Origin of the sequence: Amycolatopsis sp. MtRt-6 (genome assembly GCF_017308975.1) — a bacterium.
GTDB lineage: Bacteria > Actinomycetota > Actinomycetes > Mycobacteriales > Pseudonocardiaceae > Amycolatopsis.
The window spans coordinates 1-18,837 of sequence record NZ_JADWPD010000034.1 but is presented as its reverse complement, the minus strand read 5'-3'; the positions used below and the strand labels follow the sequence as shown (position 1 = coordinate 18,837).

Sequence of the window (18,837 nt, the reverse complement as noted above, 5' to 3'; positions counted from 1 at the left end):
TTCCTTCCTTGTTAAGGGTTTCAGTGGTCTTGGCCGGCGGCGAGCCGTTCGAGGTCCTGCAGGACCCGTTCTTCGACGAGCTCCGCCAGTGCCAGCACGGTGCCCGCGGTGAGCACGTCCTTGGGGGTGATCTCGACGTCGAAGGCGGACTTCGTCATCGACGTGATCCGCAGGCTGCGCAGCGAATCGCCACCGAGGGCGAAGAAGTTGTCCTCGACGCCGACCCGGTCGAGGTCCAGTGCCTCGGCCCAGATGGCCGCGAGGACCTCTTCGGTCTCGGTTTCCGGGGCCGCGTACCCCGCGTCGTCCGACGGCGCTTCCGGCGCGGGCAGCGCCCGCCGGTCCAGCTTTCCGTTGGCCGTCAGCGGAAGGGCGTCGAGCGGGACGAACGCGGCGGGCACGAAGTGGGCCGGCAGGGTCGCGGCCACGTGCTCCCGCAGCCCGGGACCCGCGTCGCCCACGACGTAGGCGATCAGCCGCTGGCCGTCCGCGACGACGGCCGCGTCCCGGACGCCCGGGTGCCTGCGCAGCACCGCGACGATCTCGCCGGGCTCGATCCGGAAGCCGCGGATCTTGACCTGGTCGTCGGCCCGGCCGAGGAAGTCCAGGGTGCCGTCGGCGCGCCACCGGACCAGGTCGCCGGTGCGGTACATCCGCGCCCCCGGCGCCCCGAACGGGTCGGCGAGGAACCGCGACGCGGTGAGCCCCGGCCGGTCGAGGTAGCCGCGGGCGAGCCCGGCCCCGGAGACGTACAGCTCCCCCGCGACGCCGATCGGCACCGGTCGCAGCGCGCTGTCGAGGACGCGGACGCGGGTGTTGCGGATCGGCCGGCCGATCGGCGGGGCCGCGCCCGGTTCCAGGGGGTCGCTCCAGGTCGCCACCACCGTGGTTTCGGTGGGCCCGTAGGCGTTGATCATCCGGCGGCCCGGCGCCCAGCGGGCCACCAGGTCGGCCGGGCACGCCTCGCCGCCGACCACCAGCGTGCGGAACGCGGGCAGCTCGACGTCCGGCACGCTCGCCATGGCCACCGGCGGGATCAGCGCGTGGGTGACGCCTTCCTCGCGCAGCACGGCGGCCAGGTGGTCGCCGAGCAGCGGCCCGGGTGGCGGCACGACCAGCGCGGCCCCCGCGGGCAGCGCCATGCACAGCTCCAGGACCGAAGCGTCGAAGCTCGGCGAGGAGAACTGCAGCACGCGGTCGCCGGGCCGGACGTCGAAGTGGGCGATCTCGGCGCTCGCGAAGCTCGCCAGGCCGGCGTGGGTGACGACGACGCCCTTGGGCGTGCCCGTCGAGCCCGAGGTGTAGATGACGTACGCGGGTGCGGTCAGCGGTACCGACCGGGCGAGCGAGCCGGCCGAGCCTTGGGCTTCCGAGCCGTCGAGGACCAGCACGTTCTCCGCCGGCACCGGTGTTCCCGGCAAGGTCACCACGACGACCGGGTTCGCGTCGGCGAGCATGAACGCGATCCGCTCGGGCGGGTAGTCCGGGTCGACCGGCAGGTAGGCGGCGCCGGTCTTCAGCACGGCCAGCTGCGCGACGACGATCTCCACCGAACGCGGCAGAGCGAGCGCGACGATCCGCTCCGGTCCGGCCCCGCGGGTGGCCAGCAGCCGGGCCAGCCGGTCGGCGCGCGCGTCGAGTTCGGCGAAGGTGAGCCGTTCGTCGCGCGACACCACCGCGAGCGCGTCGGGTGTGCGGGCCGCCTGGGCCTCGATCAGCTCGGTGAGGGTGACCGGCGGGACGTCGTGGTGCGTGTCGTTGAACGCCACGAGAACCTGGTCGCGTTCGGCCGCGTCGACCACCTCCAGGTCCCGTAGCGGCCGGGCCGGGTCTTCGGCGATCGCGGTCAGGAGGTGTTCGAGCTGCCGGGCCAGCCGCTCGATCGTCGCCTCGTCGAACAGCGCCTTGTCGTAGCCGAGGCCGAGCGACAGGCGCGGGCCGGGCGCGGCGACGACGCTGAGCGGGTAGTTGGTCGTCTCCATCGCCTGCAGTTCGCGCAGCCGCACGCCGTGCGCGGCGACATCGTCCGCGGTGACCGGGTAGTTCTCGAACACCACGAGGCTGTCGAACAGGTTGCGGCCGCCCTCGACACCGCTCCAGGCCTGCACCGCGGTCAGCGGCACGTGCTCGAACCGGCGCGAGTCCGCCTGCGCGGTCTGCAGGCCGCGCAGCCAGCCGGCGACCGGGGCCGCCGGGTCGGCGGTGACCCGCACGGGCAGCGTGTTGATGAAGATGCCGGTGATGTCGTCGACGCCGGCCAGCCCGGCCGGGCGGCCGGACACGGTGGCTCCGAAGCAGACGTCGTCCTCGCCGCTGTGCCGCGCCAGCAGGAGCGCCCAGGCACCCTGCACGACGGCGTTGACGGTGAGCCGCTCGCGCCGGGCGAACGCCGCCAGCCGGGCGGTCGCCGCCTCGTCGAGGTCGCGGCCGACCCACGTCGAGGAGCTTGTTTCGTGCGTGGACGACGGCATCCGGTCGTACGGCAGCGGTGTCGGCTCGGTGACGTCGGCGAGTTCGCGCCGCCAGTACTCCTCGGCACCGTCGGCGGTCTGGTCCTTCAGCCAGGTGACGTAGTCCCCGAACGGCCTGCGGTGCGGCAGGGCGGGCGGCGTGCCGTCGCGCAGGGCCGCGTAGGCCGTGCAGACGTCGGAGAGCACCTGGAAGACGCTCCAGCCGTCCAGCAGGACGTGGTGGAAGGTCCAGACGAGCTGGACGGCGTCGTCCGGCAGCCGGGCCAGGGCGACCCGCAGCAGCGGGGCCGTCGCCAGGTCGAACGGCCGGGCCCGGTCCTGCGCGAGCAGCTCACGCAGGGCTTCCTCGCGGTCGCGGTCCCGCCAGTCCAGCTCGGTGACCGGCACCCGGGCTTCGCGGTGGACGACGAGGAGTGGCTCGGGGACGTCCTCCCAGACGACGCTGCCCCGCAGCACCGGCGTCCGGTCGACGACGTGCTGCCACGCCTCGGCGAGGAACCGCGGCTCGGCCACGCCGTCGAGGACGGCGGTGACCTGCTCGAAGTAGACGCCCTGGGATTCCTGGGAAAGCCCGTGGAAGACCATGCCGGCCTGCATCGGCGTGAGCGGGTGGAGGTCGGCCACGCCGCGGCCGTCGCCGGCGATCCGGTCCACCTGCCGCTGGTCCAATGTGGACAGCGGGAAGTCGTTCGGCGTGCGGCCGCCCGCGCCGGGCCCGGCGCAGTGCGCGACGGCTTCGGCCAGGGCGGCCACCAGCTCCGCGGCCAGCTTCTCGACCGTGGCGGCGGTGTGCGTGTCGCGGGAGTAGTACCAGGTCAGTTCCAGGGACTCCCGGTCCACGCGGCCGACGACGTCGAGCAGGTGCGCCCGGCCCGCGCCGTCGCCGACAGCGGAGTCGAGGCTGCCCGCCGCGCCGTCGAGCCGGCCCAGGTAGTTGAAGCTGATCTCGGGCCGCAACGCGGGCGCGGTCCCGGTCAGGTACCGCAGCGCGCCGAAGCCGACGCCGCGGCGCGGCACGGCCCGCAGCTGCTCCTTCACGGACTTGAGCAGGGCACCCCACTCGTCGTCGATCCGCAGCGCGACCGGGTACAGCGAGGTGAACCAGCCGACCGTGCGGGACAGGTCGACGTCGTCGAACAGGTCCTCGCGGCCGTGGCCCTCCAGGTCGATCAGCACGCCGTCGCGGCCGGTCCAGCGGGCCAGCACCCGGCCCAGCGCGGCGAGCAGCACGTCGTTGACCTGCGTCCGGTAGACACCCGGGACGTCCTGCAGCAGCGCGCGGGTCAGCTCGGCGTCCAGGCGGGTGGTGACCGTGCCGGTGCCCGTCTCGGCCGGAGCGTGGTCGATCGGCAGGGCCGGGTCGACGGCGAGCGCGGTGCGCCAGTACGGCAGTTCGTCGTCGAAGCCGCCGGCCTCGGCGTGCGCGGCGAGCCGGTTGGCCCAGTCGCGGAACGCCGTCGTCTTCGGCGGCAGCGGCCCGCCGCAGTAGGCGGTTTCCAGGTCCTCCAGGAGGATCCGCCACGAGACGCCGTCGACGACGAGGTGGTTGACCGTCAGCCGCAGGACCGCGGGCTCCAGGAGTTCGGCGGTGAGCAGCGGCCCGCGGGTCACGTCGATCTCGGCGCCGAGGAGCTCGACCGGTTCGGGCGGGGCGTTCTTCTGGCCGGCGACGGTGAACCGCATCCGCAGGGCGTCGTGGTGCCGCATCAGGGTGGCCAGCGCCGCGCGCAGCGTCTCGACGTCGAACGGCTCGGGCCGCTCGATCCGCACCGACTGCGTGAACCCGTTCGGATCGCCGTGGTGGCCGGCGAAGAACCAGAGCTGGATCGGGGTCAGCGCGGCAGCGCCGGTGACCGGCCCCTGCTCGGCCACGGTGACCGCGGCCGAGCCCGCCGCGACGGCCAGCGCGGCGACGGTCTGGTGGGCGAACAGGTCCCGCGGGGTGAGCGCGAGGCCGTGGCGCCGGGCGCGGGAGACGACCTGGATGCTCAGGATCGAATCGCCGCCGAGTTCGAAGAAGTTGTCCTCGACACCGACGCCGGGCACGCCGAGCACTTCGGCCCACACTTCGGCGAGCACGCGCTCGGTCTCCGTGCGCGGCGGCACGTACCCGGCCAGCGGTTCCGCGGCCGGTTCCGGAAGCGCCCGGCGATCGACCTTTCCGTTGGCGCTCAAGGGAAGCGCGTCGAGGGTCACGAACGCCGAGGGCACCATGTAGTCGGGCAGGTCCCGCTGCAGCCACCCGCGCAGGTCCGGCTTCCCGGTCGTGACGACGTAGGCGACCAGCCGCCGGTCCCGCGCGACGACGACAGCCTCGGTGACGTCCGGGTGGGCGGCCAAGGCCGTCTCGATCTCGCCCAGCTCGATCCGGAAGCCGCGGATCTTCACCTGGTCGTCGGCGCGGCCGACGAACTCCAGCACGCCGTCGCCGGTCCACCGGACGACGTCCCCGGTGCGGTACATCCGCTCCCCCGGCACCCCGAAGGGGTTGGCGACAAAGCGTTCCGCGGTCAGCCCGGGGCGGCCGAGGTAGCCGCGGGACACCCCGGCACCGGCGATGAACAGCTCGCCCGTCACGCCCGGCGGCACCGGCCGCAGCCCCTCGTCCAGGACGTAGGCGGCCATGTTGTCCAGAGGCCGCCCGATCGGCATCGCGTCCGGGACCACGTCTTCGGGCGCCAGGACGAACCGGCTCGCGAACGTCGTCGTCTCGGTGGGGCCGTAGCCGTCGACGACGGTCAGGCCCGGACAGGCGTCCCGCACCTGGCGAACGGCCGCCGCGGGCACGACATCACCGCCGGTCCAGACTTCACCGACGCCCCGCAGGCACCCGGGATCCTCCTGCGCGACCAGCCGGAACAGCCCGGCGGTGAGCCACAGCGCACGCACGCCCTGGGTGACGACAGCACGCAAGACCTCGGCGTCCACGTCCCCCGGCGGCGCGACGACGACCCGGCCGCCGTTCAGCAACGGCACCCACACCTCGTAGGTCGAGGCGTCGAACGCCTGCGGCGAGTGCAGCAGCACGGTCCGGTGCGCGTCGCCCGCGAACGAGCGGTCCGAAGCCAGGGCCACGATGTCGCGGTGGGTCACCGCCACGCCCTTCGGCGTCCCCGTCGACCCGGACGTGTACATCACATACGCCAGGTTTCCCGGCCGCACCACCACATCCGCGACGTCGGCCGAGCCGGTCTCGCCCACCCGCACCGAGAGTCCGCCGTGGACGTCCGAACAGGACCGGTCGGCGATCACCACGGAGACACCCGCCTCCGCCAGCACCAGACGCACCCGAGCCGCCGGCGCCCGCAGATCCACCGGCACGTACGCCGCACCCGCCTTGAGCACCGCCAGTTCGGCCACGACGAGGTCGGCCGACCGCTCCAGCAGCAGCCCGACCCGGTCTTCCCCGCCGACACCCAGCTCGATCAGCCGGGACGCGAGCCCGTCGGCACGGGCGGCCAGCTCCGCGTACGTCAGGTCGTCGACCGCCGGGGCGTCCGGGGTCCGGCGAACCTGGCCGGCGAACCGGCTCACGACGGTGGCCTCGGCCACCGGGTGCGCGGTCGTGTTGAACGTCCGCAGCACCTTTTCGCGGTCGTCGTCGGTCAGCAGGTCGAGTTCGCCGACCCGCCGGCCCGGCTCGGCGGCCATGCGCTCCAGGACGAGGAGCAGCTGCCCGGCCAGCCGGTCGATCGTGGCCCGGTCGAACAGGTCCGGGTCGTGGTCGAACGACACCGAGAGGCGCTCCCCCGGCGTGACGACCACGCTCAGCGGGTAGTTGGTCGGCTGCAGCTCGCCTTCCTCGTGCAGGCCGATCCCGTGCGCGGCGACCGCTGCGGGGTCGAACGGGTAGTTCTCGAACACGAGGATGCTGTCGAACAGCGTGCTGCCGCCCGCCCACGTCTGCAGCTGGGCCAGTGACACGAAGTCGAACCGGCGCGAGCGCGCCTGGGCCGTCTGCAGCTCGCGCAGCCACTCCACCACGGTGAGTCCGTTGTGGACGGTGATCGGCGCGGGCAGGGTGTTGATGAACAGCCCGGCCATCGCCTCGACACCCGGCAGCTCGGCCGGCCGCCCCGACACGGTGGTGCCGAAGACGACGTCGGATTCCCCGCTGGAGCGGGACAGCACGAGTCCCCACGCGCCCTGGACGATCGTGTTGAGCGTCAGTCCGGCGCGGCGCGCCAGCTCCCGCAGCCCGGCGGCGGGTGCCGACACCCGGACCGACGCGGCGGAGCGGGCGCGGTGCGCTTCGACCGGACGGCGGTCGTAGGGCAGCGGCGTCGGCGTCCGCAGCCCGGCGAGCTGTTCGCGCCAGTGCGTTTCGGCGGCCGCGGTGTCCTGTTCGCCGAGCCAGCGCAGGTATTCGCGGAACGGCGGGCGCCGGCCCGGAACGGCGGCGCCCGCGTACCGGGCGCACACCTCACCGAACACCTGCGCGGCGCTCCAGCCGTCGAGCAGGACGTGGTGGAACGTCCAGATCAGCAGGACGTCGCCGCCGGGCAGCCGGGCGAACGCCAGCCGCAGCAGCGGGGCGGCCGTCAGGTCGAAGCCCCGCGCGCGATCGGCCTGGAGGAAGTTTTCCTGCTCGCGGGCGCGTCCGGCGTCGTCCAGCGCGGTCCAGTCGAGGTGGACGACGGGGACCGTGACGGCCCGTTCGACGACCTGCACGGGCTCGTCGAGGCCGTCCCAGACGACCCGGCTGCGCAGCACCGGCGTGTCCGCGACGACGTGCTGCCACGCCCGGGCGAACCGCTCGGGGTCGGCGATGCCGGTCAGCCGCAGCCGCACCTGGTTGAGGTAGGTCCCGGCCGCGCCGTCGACGAGGCTGTGGAAGACCATGCCCGCCTGCATCGGGGTGAGCGGGTAGATGTCCTCGACGTCGCGGCCGTCGCCCACCAGCCTGTCCACGCCCGCCTGGTCGAGCCGGGCCAGGGGGAAGTCCGACGGCGTGCGGCCGCCGGCGTCCGGCCGGGCACAGTGCCCGACGATCCCGCCGAGCGCCGCGAGGAGCGCCTCGGCCAGCCCGCGCACGGTGGCTTCGGTGTGCACGTTTCCGGAGTAGTGCCAGGTGAGTTCCAGCTCGTCGCCGACGACCGCGCCGACGACGTCGAGCTGGTGCGCCCGCGTCTGCTCGGGGTGGGCCGCGCCACCGAGGCCGCCGCCGTGGTCGAAGCGGCCCAGGTAGTTGAAGCTGATCCGCGGTTCGAGGCGCGGCGCGGTGCCGGTGAGGTAGCGCAGGGCGCCGTACCCGATGCCCCGGCGCGGAATCGCGCGGAGCTGCTCCTTCGTGGCCTTCAGGGCTTCGCCCCAGTCCTCGCCGGACGACGTCAGCTCGACCGGGAAGATCGACGTGAACCAGCCGACCGTGCGGGAGAGGTCGATGCCGTCGAACAGGTCTTCCCGGCCGTGGCCTTCGAGGTCGACCAGGACGCGGTCGCGGCCCGTCCAGTCCCGCAGGACACGGCCGAGCGCGGTCAGCAGGACGTCGTTGACCTGCGTCCGGTACGCGCCCGGCACGTCGTGCAGCACCGCCCGGGTCGCCGCCGCGGGCAGCCGCACGACCACCGAACGCGCCGAGCCGTAGGTGTTCTCACCCGCCGCGTCGACCGGCAGGGCCGGGTCGGCGTCGAGCGCCGCCCAGTGCGCGAGTTCGTCGTCGAAGAAGCCGTCGGCCGCCTGGCGGGCCAGGGTGCGCGCCCAGTCGCGGAAGGACGTCGTCTTGGCCGGGAGCTCGCCACCGGCCAGGAGGGTTTCCAGGTCCTCCAGGAGCACCCGCCACGAGACGCCGTCGACGACCAGGTGGTGCGCGGTGAGCGTCAGCGTCGTGCCGGACAGCTCGGCGCTCAGCAGCGGCCCGTGCTCGAGGTCGATGGTCGCGCCGAGGACGTCTTGCGCGTCGGGCGCGTGACGCGGCCCGTCGGCGGTGAACCGCAGCCGCAGGATGTCGTGGTGCAGCTGGAGTTCACGCAGCGCGCGAGGCAGCCCGGCGGAGTCCGGCAGGTCCACCGAAACGGACTGGACGAACTGCTCCGGGTGGACCGGCCGCGGGTCGAGGTACCAGTGCTGCACCGGCGTCAGCGGCAGCTCGCCGGTCACCGGGCCGGCGTCGGCCACGGCAGGGGCCGCCGGGGTGGCGGCGCGGGCGAGCGCGGCGACGGTCGGGTGGTCGAACACCTGGCCGGGCATCAGGTCGAGACCGGCCCGGCGGGCCCGGGAAACGACCTGGATGCTGAGGATCGAGTCGCCGCCGAGCTCGAAGAAGTTGTCGTCGGCGCCGACCCGCTCCACCCGCAGCACCTCGGCCCAGATGCCGGCGAGCAGCCGCTCGGCGTCCGTGGCCGGCTCCCGGTACCCGAGCCCGGAGACGAAGTCGGGTGCGGGCAAGGCTCGGCGGTCGACCTTCCCGTTCTGGTTGAGCGGCAACGCTTCGAGGGGCACGAACCCCGCGGGGACGAGGTAGTCCGGCAGCGTCCGCAGCAGGAACTCGCGAAGGTCCGGCGTCCCGGTCGCGACGACGTAGGCGACGAGCCGCTTGGACCCGCCGTGCTCGGCCGCGACGACGACGGCTTCGGACACCTCGGGGTGGGCGGTCAGCGCGGTCTCGATCTCGCCGAGCTCGACGCGGAAGCCGCGGATCTTCACCTGGTCGTCGGCGCGGCCGACGAACTCCAGCACGCCGGCACGCGTCCACCGGACGAGGTCGCCGGTGCGGTACATCCGCCCGCCGGGCGTCCCGAAGGGGTTGGCGAGGAACCGTTCCGCCGTCAGCCCCGGCTGCCGGAAGTAGCCGCGGGCCAGCCCGGTGCCGGCCAGGTACAGCTCGCCGACCGCGCCCGGCGGCACCGGCCGCAGCCCGTGGTCGAGGACGTAGGCCGCCATGTCGTCCAGCGGACGGCCGATCGGCAGCACGTCCGGCACCCGCTCGCCCGGCGGCAGCGGGAAGCGGGTGGCGAACGTCGTGGTCTCGGTGGGGCCGTAGACGTCGACCACGGTGAGGCCCGGGCACGCGGCCGACACCTGGTGCACCGCGGCCGGGCGCACCACCTCGCCGCCGGTCCACACCTCGCGGACGCCGCGCAGGCAGCCGGGATCCTCCTGGGCCAGCACGCGGAACAGTCCCGCGGTGATGAACAGCCCGGTCACCCCGTGCTCGGTGACGACCCGGCGCAGCACGTCGGCGTCGAGGTCACCCGGCGGGGCGACGACCACGCGGCCGCCGCTCAGCAGCGGCACCCACAGCTCGTACGTCGACGCGTCGAACGCCAGCGCGGCGTGCATGAGCACGCTCCGGTGGCCGGGGCCGGCGAAGGCCCGTTCCCGCGCGAGGCCGACGATGTCGCGGTGGCTGATCGCCACGCCCTTCGGCGTCCCCGTCGATCCCGACGTGTACATGACGTAGGCCAGGTTCCCGGGCCGGATCGGTACCTGCGGCGGCTCGGCCGGTGCGACACCGGTCTCGTCGACCTCGTCGACCGACACGATGGGTCCACTGTGGACGTCTTCGGCGAGCGGCCGGCCGGCGTCGCCGGTCACCAGCACCCGAACGCCGTCGAGCAGCGCCCTGAGCCGGCTCCGCGGCGCGCGCGTGTCCAGCGGCAGGTACGCGCCGCCGGCCTTGAGCACCGCGAGCTCGGCGACGACGACGTCGGCCGAGCGGCCGAGCAGCAGCCCCACCAGGCCGTCCCGCTGCGCCCCGAGGGCGATCAGCCGGTGGGCCAGCCGGTTCGCGCGGGCGTCCAATTCCGCGTAGGTCAGGGTCACTTCGCCGGTGACGGCGATCGCGTCGGGCGTGCGGCGGACCTGCTCGGCGAAAAGGGCCGGCACGGTCGTGTCCCGGTGGTCCCGGGCGCGCCCGATCCCCTGGTCCAGGACGTCCCGCTGCTCGGCGTCGGTGAGCATGCGCAGGCGGGCGAGCGGCTCGTGCGGCCGGGTCGCCAGCTCGGTGAGCAGGGTCTCCAGGTGCCCGGCGAAGCCGGCGACCGTCTCGGCGTCGAACAACGCGGGGTCGTAGCCGAACAGGAACTCCAGCCGCTCCTCGCCCGGGTAGGCGACGACGCTCAGCGGGTAGTTGGTCGCCTCCACGCCCCGCAGGTCGTGCAGCCCCAGCTCCGTGGTGACGGGATAGTTCTCGAAGACGAGGAGGGTGTCGAACTCCCCGCCCCAGCTCTGGAGGCGCGCCAGGGACAGGTGGTCGAACCGCCGGGCCTCGGCCTGGGCTTCCTGGAGGCCGCGCAGCCAGTCCACCGCCGCCGCCCGCTCGTCGACGTCGGTGACGACCGGCAGCGTGGTGATGAACATGCCGGTGATCTCGTCGGCACCGGGCAGTTCGGCGGGCCGCCCGGCGACCGTGGTGCCGAAGCAGACCTCCGGCCGTCCGGTGTGGCGGGCCAGCAGCACCGCCCAGGCGCCCTGGACGAGCGTGTTGAGGGTCAGCCCGTGGCGTTGCGCGGCGCTGCGCAGCGGCCCGGCGGGCAGCGCGACCCGCAGCGCGGCCGTCGACTCGACCGGGTGGGCTGGGGACCGAGGGCGGTCGGTGTGCAGCCGCATCGGCTCCGGGCGTCCGGAAAGCCTTTCCCGCCAATACCGTTCCGCGGCCGGGGTGTCCTGTTCGGACAGCCAGCGGAGGTGGTCGCGGAACGGGCGGCGGCTGGGCAGCGGGCGCCCGGCGTGCGCCGCCGCGACGTCGGAGAGCACCTGGAAGAGGCTCCAGCCGTCGAGCAGCAGGTGGTGGAACGTCCAGACCACGCGGACCTCGGCCGCCGAGACGCGCGCGAGCAGCAGCCGCATCAGCGGCAGCTCGCCGAGGTCCAGGCCGGCTTCCCGGTCGGCCGTCAGCACCGCGTCGAGGTCTTCCGGTCCGGTCGTCCAGTCGCGGTACTCGATCGGCAGGGTGACCTGCCGGTGGACCACCTGCACCGGCGCGTCGACGCCGTCCCAGACCACCTGGCTGCGCAGGACCGGGGTCCGGTCGACGACCCGCTGCCACGCGCGGCCGAGTGCTTTCGCGTCGGGGACGTCGCTCATCACGAACGTCACCTGCTGGAGGTAGGCCTGGCGGCCGCCGCCGGCGAGCCGGTGGAAGAGCATGCCGGCCTGGGCCGGGGTGAGCGGGTAGATGTCCTCGACGTCGCGGCCGTCGCCGGCGAGCCGGTCTACCGCGGCCTGGTCGAGGGCGGCGAGGGGGAAGTCCGACGGCGTGCGGCCGCCGGCGTCCGGTCCGGTGCAGTGCGCGACGATCCCGGCGAGGCCGTGGACGAGGTCGTCGGCGACGGTCCGGATCGTGGCTTCCGCGTGGAGCTGGTCCGAGTAGAACCAGGTGATCTCCAGGCGGCCGTCGGTGACCCGGGCGACGACGTCGACGGCGTGCGCGCGGACGTCGGCCGGGTGCTGCTCGAGTTCCAGTTCCCGGTCGAGGCCCCGGTACAGCTCGCCTTCGGCTTCGAAGCGGCCGAGGTAGTTGAAGCTGAGCCGGGGCGTCACCGCGGGCGCGGTCCCGGCAAGGTGCCGCAGCACGCCGTAGGACAGGCCGCGGGCCGGGATCGCGCGCAGCTGCTCCTTGACGGACTTGAGCTGGGTCGCGAGGTCGCGCTCGGGGACGTCGAGCGCGACGGGGAACAGCGACGTGAACCAGCCGACCGTGCGGGAGAGGTCGACGTCGTCGAACAGGTCCTCGCGGCCGTGGCCCTCGAGGTCGACGAGCACCCGGTCGGCGCCGGTCCACCGGCGCAGGGCTCCGCCGAGCGCGGTCAGCAGCACGTCGTTGACCTGGGTGCGGTAGACGCCGGGGACGTCCTGCAGCAGCGCGCGGGTCAGCTCGGCGTCGAGCCGGGTGGTGACCGTGCGGGTGCTCGCCACCGTGCCGGCGCCGTCGGTGTCCAACGGAACTTGCGCGCCCTCGACCGCCTGCCAGTACGGGAGGTCTTCGGCGAAGGAGTGCTCGGCGAGCCGGGCCGCCCACTCCTGGAAGGACGTCGTGCGGGCGCTCAGTTCCCGGCCGTGGTAGGCGTGGCCGAGGTCCTCCAGGAGGATCCGCCACGAGACGCCGTCCACGACGAGGTGGTGCACGGCCAGGCGCAGCGTCGTGCCGGTGAGTTCCGCGCTGACGAGGGGGCCGTGTTCGATGTCGATCTCCGCGCCGAAGACGTCGGTGTCAGCGGGCTCGGCGTGCTCCTGCATCCAGCCGTCCGGTGTCCTGCGGAAGCGCAGCCGGAAGGCGTCGTGATGGGCGACGACCGTGTTCACGGCCGCGCGCAGGCGGGCTTCGTCGACGTCTTCGGCGAGGCGGACGCTCAGCTGCTGGACGAAGTGGTCCGGGTCGGCGGGGTCGGTGTCGAGGAACCAGTGCTGGATCGGGGTGACGATCACCGCGCCCGTCGCCGCCGGCCGCCCCTCCGCGGTGGCCGGGGCGACGGTGCCGGCCGCCGCGGCGAGCGCGGCGATCGTCTGGTGCCGGAAGACGTCCCTGGTGGTGATCCGCAGGCCGGCCTTGGCCGCCTCGGAGACCAGCCGGATGCCGAGGATCGAGTCGCCGCCCAGCTCGAAGAAGTTGTCCTCGACGCCGACCTCGGGCAGGCCGAGGGCGTCGGCCCAGATGTCCGCGAGCAGCCGTTCGGTTTCGGTGCGCGGCGCGACGCGGGTGGTGCCGCCGGTCCAGTCCGGGGCGGGCAGGGCGCGCCGGTCGAGCTTGCCGTTTGCGTTGAGCGGCAGCCGGTCGAGCGGCACGAATGCCGCGGGCACGAGGTGGGCGGGCAGTGCGGCGCCGAGGAAGTCCCGCAGGTCTGTGGGGACTTCGGGGGCTTCGGGCACGACGTAGGCGACCAGCCGCTGGTGCCCGCCGTCGGTGCGGGCGACGACCACCGCCTCGGTGACGCCGCTGTGCTTCCGCAACGCGGCCTCGACCTCGCCGGGTTCGATCCGGAAGCCGCGGATCTTCACCTGGTCGTCGGCGCGGCCGAGGTACTCCAGCTCGCCGCGGGTGGTCCAGCGGACGACGTCACCGGTCCGGTACATCCGGTCGCCGGGCGCGCCCGCGGGGTCGGCCACGAACCGGCTCGCCGTCAGCCCGGGCCGGTTCAGGTAGCCGCGGGCCACCCCGGCGCCGCCGAGGTGCAGCTCGCCGGGCACGCCGACGGGCACGGGCCGCATTCCGCGGTCCAGGACGTAGGCGCGAACACCGGCGATCGGGCGGCCGATCGGGGGTGTGCGGTCGGTGTCGTGGTACCACGCGGTGGCGTACACAGTGGACTCGGTCGGGCCGTAGATGTTCGCGATCCGGCTGTCCGGCAACGCTTTCCGGATGTCGTGCAGTGCGTGCAGCGTCAGCGCCTCGCCGGCCAGGACCACAGTGGACGGCCGCACCGACACCGCGCCCTGGGCCAGCAGCTGGGCGAACGCCGACGGCACGCCGCTGACCAGGCCGACCGGCCGGCCGGTGTGCTCGCCCTCGCCGAGGGCGAGCACGTCCCGGACGATCTCGACGGTGGCGCCGGTCATCAGCGGCGCGAAGATCTCGAAGACCGAGACGTCGAAGTTGAGCGACGTCGAAGCGACCACAGTGGCCCCGGGGCGGAAGACGTCCCGGAAGTCGGTTTCCGCCCAGGCCATCAGGTTCGCGGCGCTGCGGTGGGCGACCACGACGCCCTTGGGGCGGCCGGTCGAGCCGGACGTGTGGATCACGTAGGCGGGGTGGTCCGGGTTGGCCGCGCGGGTGAGGGGCCCGCTCTCCCGGCCGTCGAGCAGGGCGGGGTCGTCGAAAGCGAGCGCGGGGACGGCTCCGGGGCCGCGGCCGTCCGGGGTGAGCAGCAGGGCCGGGGCGGCGTCGGCGAGGATCAGTTCCTTCCGCTCGGCCGGGTAGGCGGGGTCGACCGGGAGGTAGGCGGCGCCGGACTTGAGGACGCCGAGCAGCGCCACGAGGATCCGTTCCGTACGGGGCAGGGAGACGGCGACGAACCGCTCGGGCCCGGCACCGCGGTCCGCGAGGACGCGAGCCAGCCGGTTGGCCTGCTCGTCGAGTTCGCGGTAGGTGAGGCGGCGGTCCTCGCAGACGACGGCGACCGCGTCCGGGGTGCGGGCGGCCTGGGCCTCGAACAGCTGCGGCAGCGTGGCTGCCGGCGCCGCGAGCACGGGACCGCTCGCGAGGTCGTCGAGGTGGGCCAGCTCGGCGTCGCCCATGATCGGCAGTTCGGCCACCGGCCGGTGCGGCTCGGCGACCACGGCCCCGGCCAGCGTCCGCAGGTGCCCGGCGAAGCGGTCGATCGTGGCGGCGTCGAAGAGCGCGGTGTCGTACTCGATCGCGACGCCGCGGCCCTGCGGCTGGAACTCCAGCACCAGGTCGAACCGGGCCCGGGGGCGGGGCAGATCGTGCTCGCCCAGGCGGAGGGCGCCCGCCTCCCGGGGCCGGACGAGGTCCTGCTGCAGCACCAGCAGGACCTGCACCAGCGGGGTCCGGCTCGGGTCACGGGCCGGCCGCAGGTCGTCGACGACCTGGTCGAAGGGCACTTCGGCCGCGGCGAAGGCCGCCAGCGTCGTCTCCTTCACGCGGTCGAGGAAACTGTCGAACGGCTGCGCCGGGTCGACCGCGGACCGCAGGACGAGGGTGTTGACGAAGAACCCGGCGAGCCGTTCGAGCTGGTCGTGGTCGCGGCCGGACACCGCAGTACCGACGGCGATGTCGTCTTGGCCGGTGTAGCGGGCCAGCAGCACCTGGACGAGCGCGGTCAGCGTCGTGAACAGGGTCGCACCGGTGTCGTGGCCCAGTTCGGCGAGGCCCGCGGGCAGCTCGTACCGGCGGATCGCGCCTTCGGTGGCGCGGACGGGCGGACGGGGCCGGTCGGTGGGCAGGTCGAGGGGTTCGAGGCCGGCGAGCTGGGTGCGCCAGTACGCCAGCTGCCGCTCGCGCAGCCCGGCCAGCCGCTCGCGGTGCCACTTCGCGTAGTCGCGGTAGCCGATCTCGAGCGGCGGGGGCTTCTCCCCCGCGTAGAGCGCGGCGAACTCGTCGACGAGCAGGCCGACCGACCAGCCGTCGGTGATGATGTGGTGCTGGCACAGCAGGAGCAGGTGGTCGTCCGGGCCGCGGCGGAGCAGGGTGGCCCGGGTGAGCGGCCCGGTCGTCAGGTCGAAGGGGCGGTCGAGTTCGGCGGCGAGCTGGGCGTCGAGGTCCGGCTCCGCGTCGGCTTCCCGCAGCGGGATGGTGCCCTCGTCGGCGACGACCTGGACGCCCTCGCCGTCGACGGTCCGGAACGTCGTCCGCAGCGACTCGTGCCGCGCGGCCAGCCCGTCCAGTGCGGCGCGCAGGGCGTCGCGGTCCAGCGGGCCGTCGAGGGTGAGGCCGACGCCGGCGTTGTACTCGGTGCTGCCGGGGTGCTGCCGGTCGAGGACCCAGAGCCGGCGCTGGACGGGCGAGAGCGGCACCACGGCGTCGTGGACCACGGGCTCGATGCGGCCGGCCGGGGTGCCGCCGTCGGGCAGCAGCCGGGCGAGCTTGGCGATGGTGCGCGCGTCGAACACCACCCGCGGGGACAGGTCGGCGCCGAAGCGGGCGCGGATCCGGGCGAGCGCGCGGGCCCCGAGGATGGAGTCGCCGCCGAGCTCGAAGAAGTCCGCGTCGACACCGACGTCCGGCACGCCGAGGACGTCGGCCCAGATTTCGGCGAGCGCGTGCTCGGCCGGGGTCCGGGGCGGGGTGTGGGCGGCCTGGACCTGCGCCTGCCAGTCGGGTTCGGGCAGCGCGTCGCGGTCGAGCTTGCCGTGGTGGGTCAGCGGCATCGCGTCGAGGGCCACGAACGCGGCCGGGACCATGTAGGGCGGCAGCCGGTCGGCCGCGGCGGCGCGCAGCCCGGCCGGGTCGGCGTCGCCGGCGAAGTAGGCGACCAGGCGCTTGACGCGGTCCTCACGGGCCACGACGACCGCTTCGCGGACGCCGTCCTGGCCGAGCAGCAGCGCTTCGATTTCGCCCGGTTCGATCCGGAAGCCGCGGATCTTGACCTGGTGGTCGGCCCGCCCGACGAACTCCAGCTCGCCGGTGGCGCTTCGGCGCACGACGTCGCCGGTGCGGTACATCCGCGCGCCGGGCGCGCCGAAGGGGTCGGCCACGAACCGGCTCGCGGTCAGGCCGGGCCGGTCGAGGTAGCCGCGGGCCAGGCCGGGGCCGGTGACGTAGAGCTCCCCGGTGGTGGCCGGGCGCAGCGCGTCGTCGAGGACGTAGGCGGTGGCGTCCGGCAGCGGGCGGCCGATCGGGGGGATGCCCCCGGGGACCAGCGGATCGCTCCAGGTCGCGACGACGGTGAACTCCGTGGGGCCGTAGGAGTTGATCATCCGCCGGCCGGGGGCCCAGGTCCGGACCAGTTCGGGCGGGCAGGCGTCCCCGCCGACGATCACCGTGCGGAAGCCGGGCAGCTGCTTTGCCGGCAGCGTGGCCAGCGCGACGGGCGGGATGAGCGCGTGGGTGACCTGGTGTTCGGCCAGGACGTCGGCGAGCCGGTCGCCCAGCAGCGGGCCGGGCGGGGGCACGACCAGCGCCGCCCCGTGCGGCAGGGCCATGCCGAGTTCGAGGATCGACGCGTCGAAGCTGGGCGAGGAGAACTCGAGGACGCGGTCGCCGGGCCGTACGTCGTACTGCTCGCGCATGGCGGCGAAGAAGCCGGCCAGGCCGCGGTGGGTGACGAGGACGCCCTTGGGGACGCCGGTCGAGCCGGACGTGTAGATGAGGTACGCCGGGTGGTCGAGGTGCAGGGGGCGGGTGCGGTCGGCATCGGTGGGGTCGGCGTCGGTGTCTGTGTCTGTGTCGGTCACGTCGTCGAGGTCGAGGGTGGTCTGGGGCGTTTTCCCGCGGGTCACGACCAGCACGGGCCGCGCGTCGTCGAGCACGAAGGCGAGGCGTTCGGCGGGCTGGTCGGGGTCGACGGGCAGGAAGGCGGCCCCGGCCTTGGCGGCCGCGAGCTGCGCGACGACGAGGTCGGCCGACCGCGGCAGGACCAGCGCGACGACGTCCTCGGGGCCGGCCCCGCGCCGGATCAGCAGCCGCGCGAGCCGGTTCGCCCGCGCGTTCACCGCCGCGTAGGTCAGCGTGCCACCGTCGCCGGTCAGCGCCGGGGCGGCGGGGGTGCGAGCGACCTGCGCCTGGAACAGCCCGGCGAGGGTACGCGGCTCGTCGTCGGCGGCGGGAACCGAGACGTCGTATCGCGGCATTGCGAGAACCTTTCGAGCACGGGGGTGAAGTCAGCGCGGGGCCGTCCGGGCGCTGGGCGAGAACAGGCCTGCGACCAGGGAATTCAGGAGAAACGGCGCAGGTTCGGGCCGGAGCGGGGCTTTCCACCCACCGGCTTTTTGCCACTCGTTCAACAAATCGCCCCAGCGTGCCACAGACCGGGCGAACCCGCAGGAACGAGCGCGAGACACATTGATCCTTTCCACCGTGACAGCCGCGCGGCAACCCCCGGAAACAGTTCCGATTTCGACGGCACCCCCGCGGCGCCGATTAGGCCCCAACGACCGCCGAACGCGCGCGACAACCGGCGTTCTTCGTGCAACAGGTCGGTCATCCGGTAGCCGAGAACCCCCAAGACCAGCCGGATCGGGCATCACGCTACCTACAGAACGCCCTGCTCGTACCGCCGAACGGAGCATTGGCAAAAATGTCCAAAAATCACACAGGTTTGCCCAGACAGCGAGTAGTAGACCGTCGATTATTGTTCACTCTTCTGCCGGAAAATGTTACCTCGATTGGGAGGTTTGACTTTACGTCAGAGCGCTCACCTGGGAAGACTCGTCGCCACTCGGGTGACACCACAGCCGAGCGATCAGCAGAACCCGAAGTACGCAAGTATCGCAAGTCGCGCTTCACCTATCGGCACATCACCCGATTGGCGGGTAACGCGGAAGTCAGGGGTGCCGAGGTGAAATGATCGATCGAAGAGACACCACCGGCAACCGGGCAATGGGAAGCGGAATGCGAGGAGCCCGGCCGGCGGGCGGCGATCAGCCGGTCGGGCCCGTTCATTCACCGCGCGGTGAATGAACGGGCGTTCATCGGCGGGCCGAGCAGTCCCGGCTGCCGAGGTGGGGAACCTTGGGGCGGGGGACGTTCGGGAGCGGGCACATGCCGGCTTCGAGCCGACCGGTGCCGGTGTGCGTCCGGAGGGCGCCCGCCCGGCCGCGCCTCCGAGCCGCATGGCTGGTGACAGCGCCGCCGCCCCCTCGGCCACCCATGAAGGGCCCCCAGACGATCGACTTCGGCGAAGCCCTGCCCCGCGGGGTGAGGAACCACGGAGCGGCAGCCGGCGGGGCGGCGGGGCGGCGGGGGCGGCGAGCAGCAGGGCGGCCGGGTGGCGAGCGGCAGCGGCGGGCAGGCGCGGCAGGGCGGCCG

1 protein-coding gene is annotated in these 18,837 nt (G+C 73.9%); it reads right to left on the bottom strand.

The features are described from left to right. Positions 1 to 20: 20 nt before the first annotated feature. Positions 21 to 17,660 carry a non-ribosomal peptide synthetase gene (locus I4Q55_RS39835; RefSeq protein ID WP_206795717.1) on the bottom strand — a complete coding sequence of 5,880 codons (17,640 nt, stop codon included), beginning with the start codon at positions 17,658 to 17,660 and terminating at the stop codon, positions 21 to 23. Positions 17,661 to 18,837 lie beyond the last annotated feature (1,177 nt).

Bases quoted from the DNA above. Each gene is read 5' to 3' on its own strand.
- I4Q55_RS39835 (WP_206795717.1), bottom strand. From the start codon at position 17,660: ATGCCGCGATACGACGTCTCGGTTCCCGCCGCCGACGACGAGCCGCGT.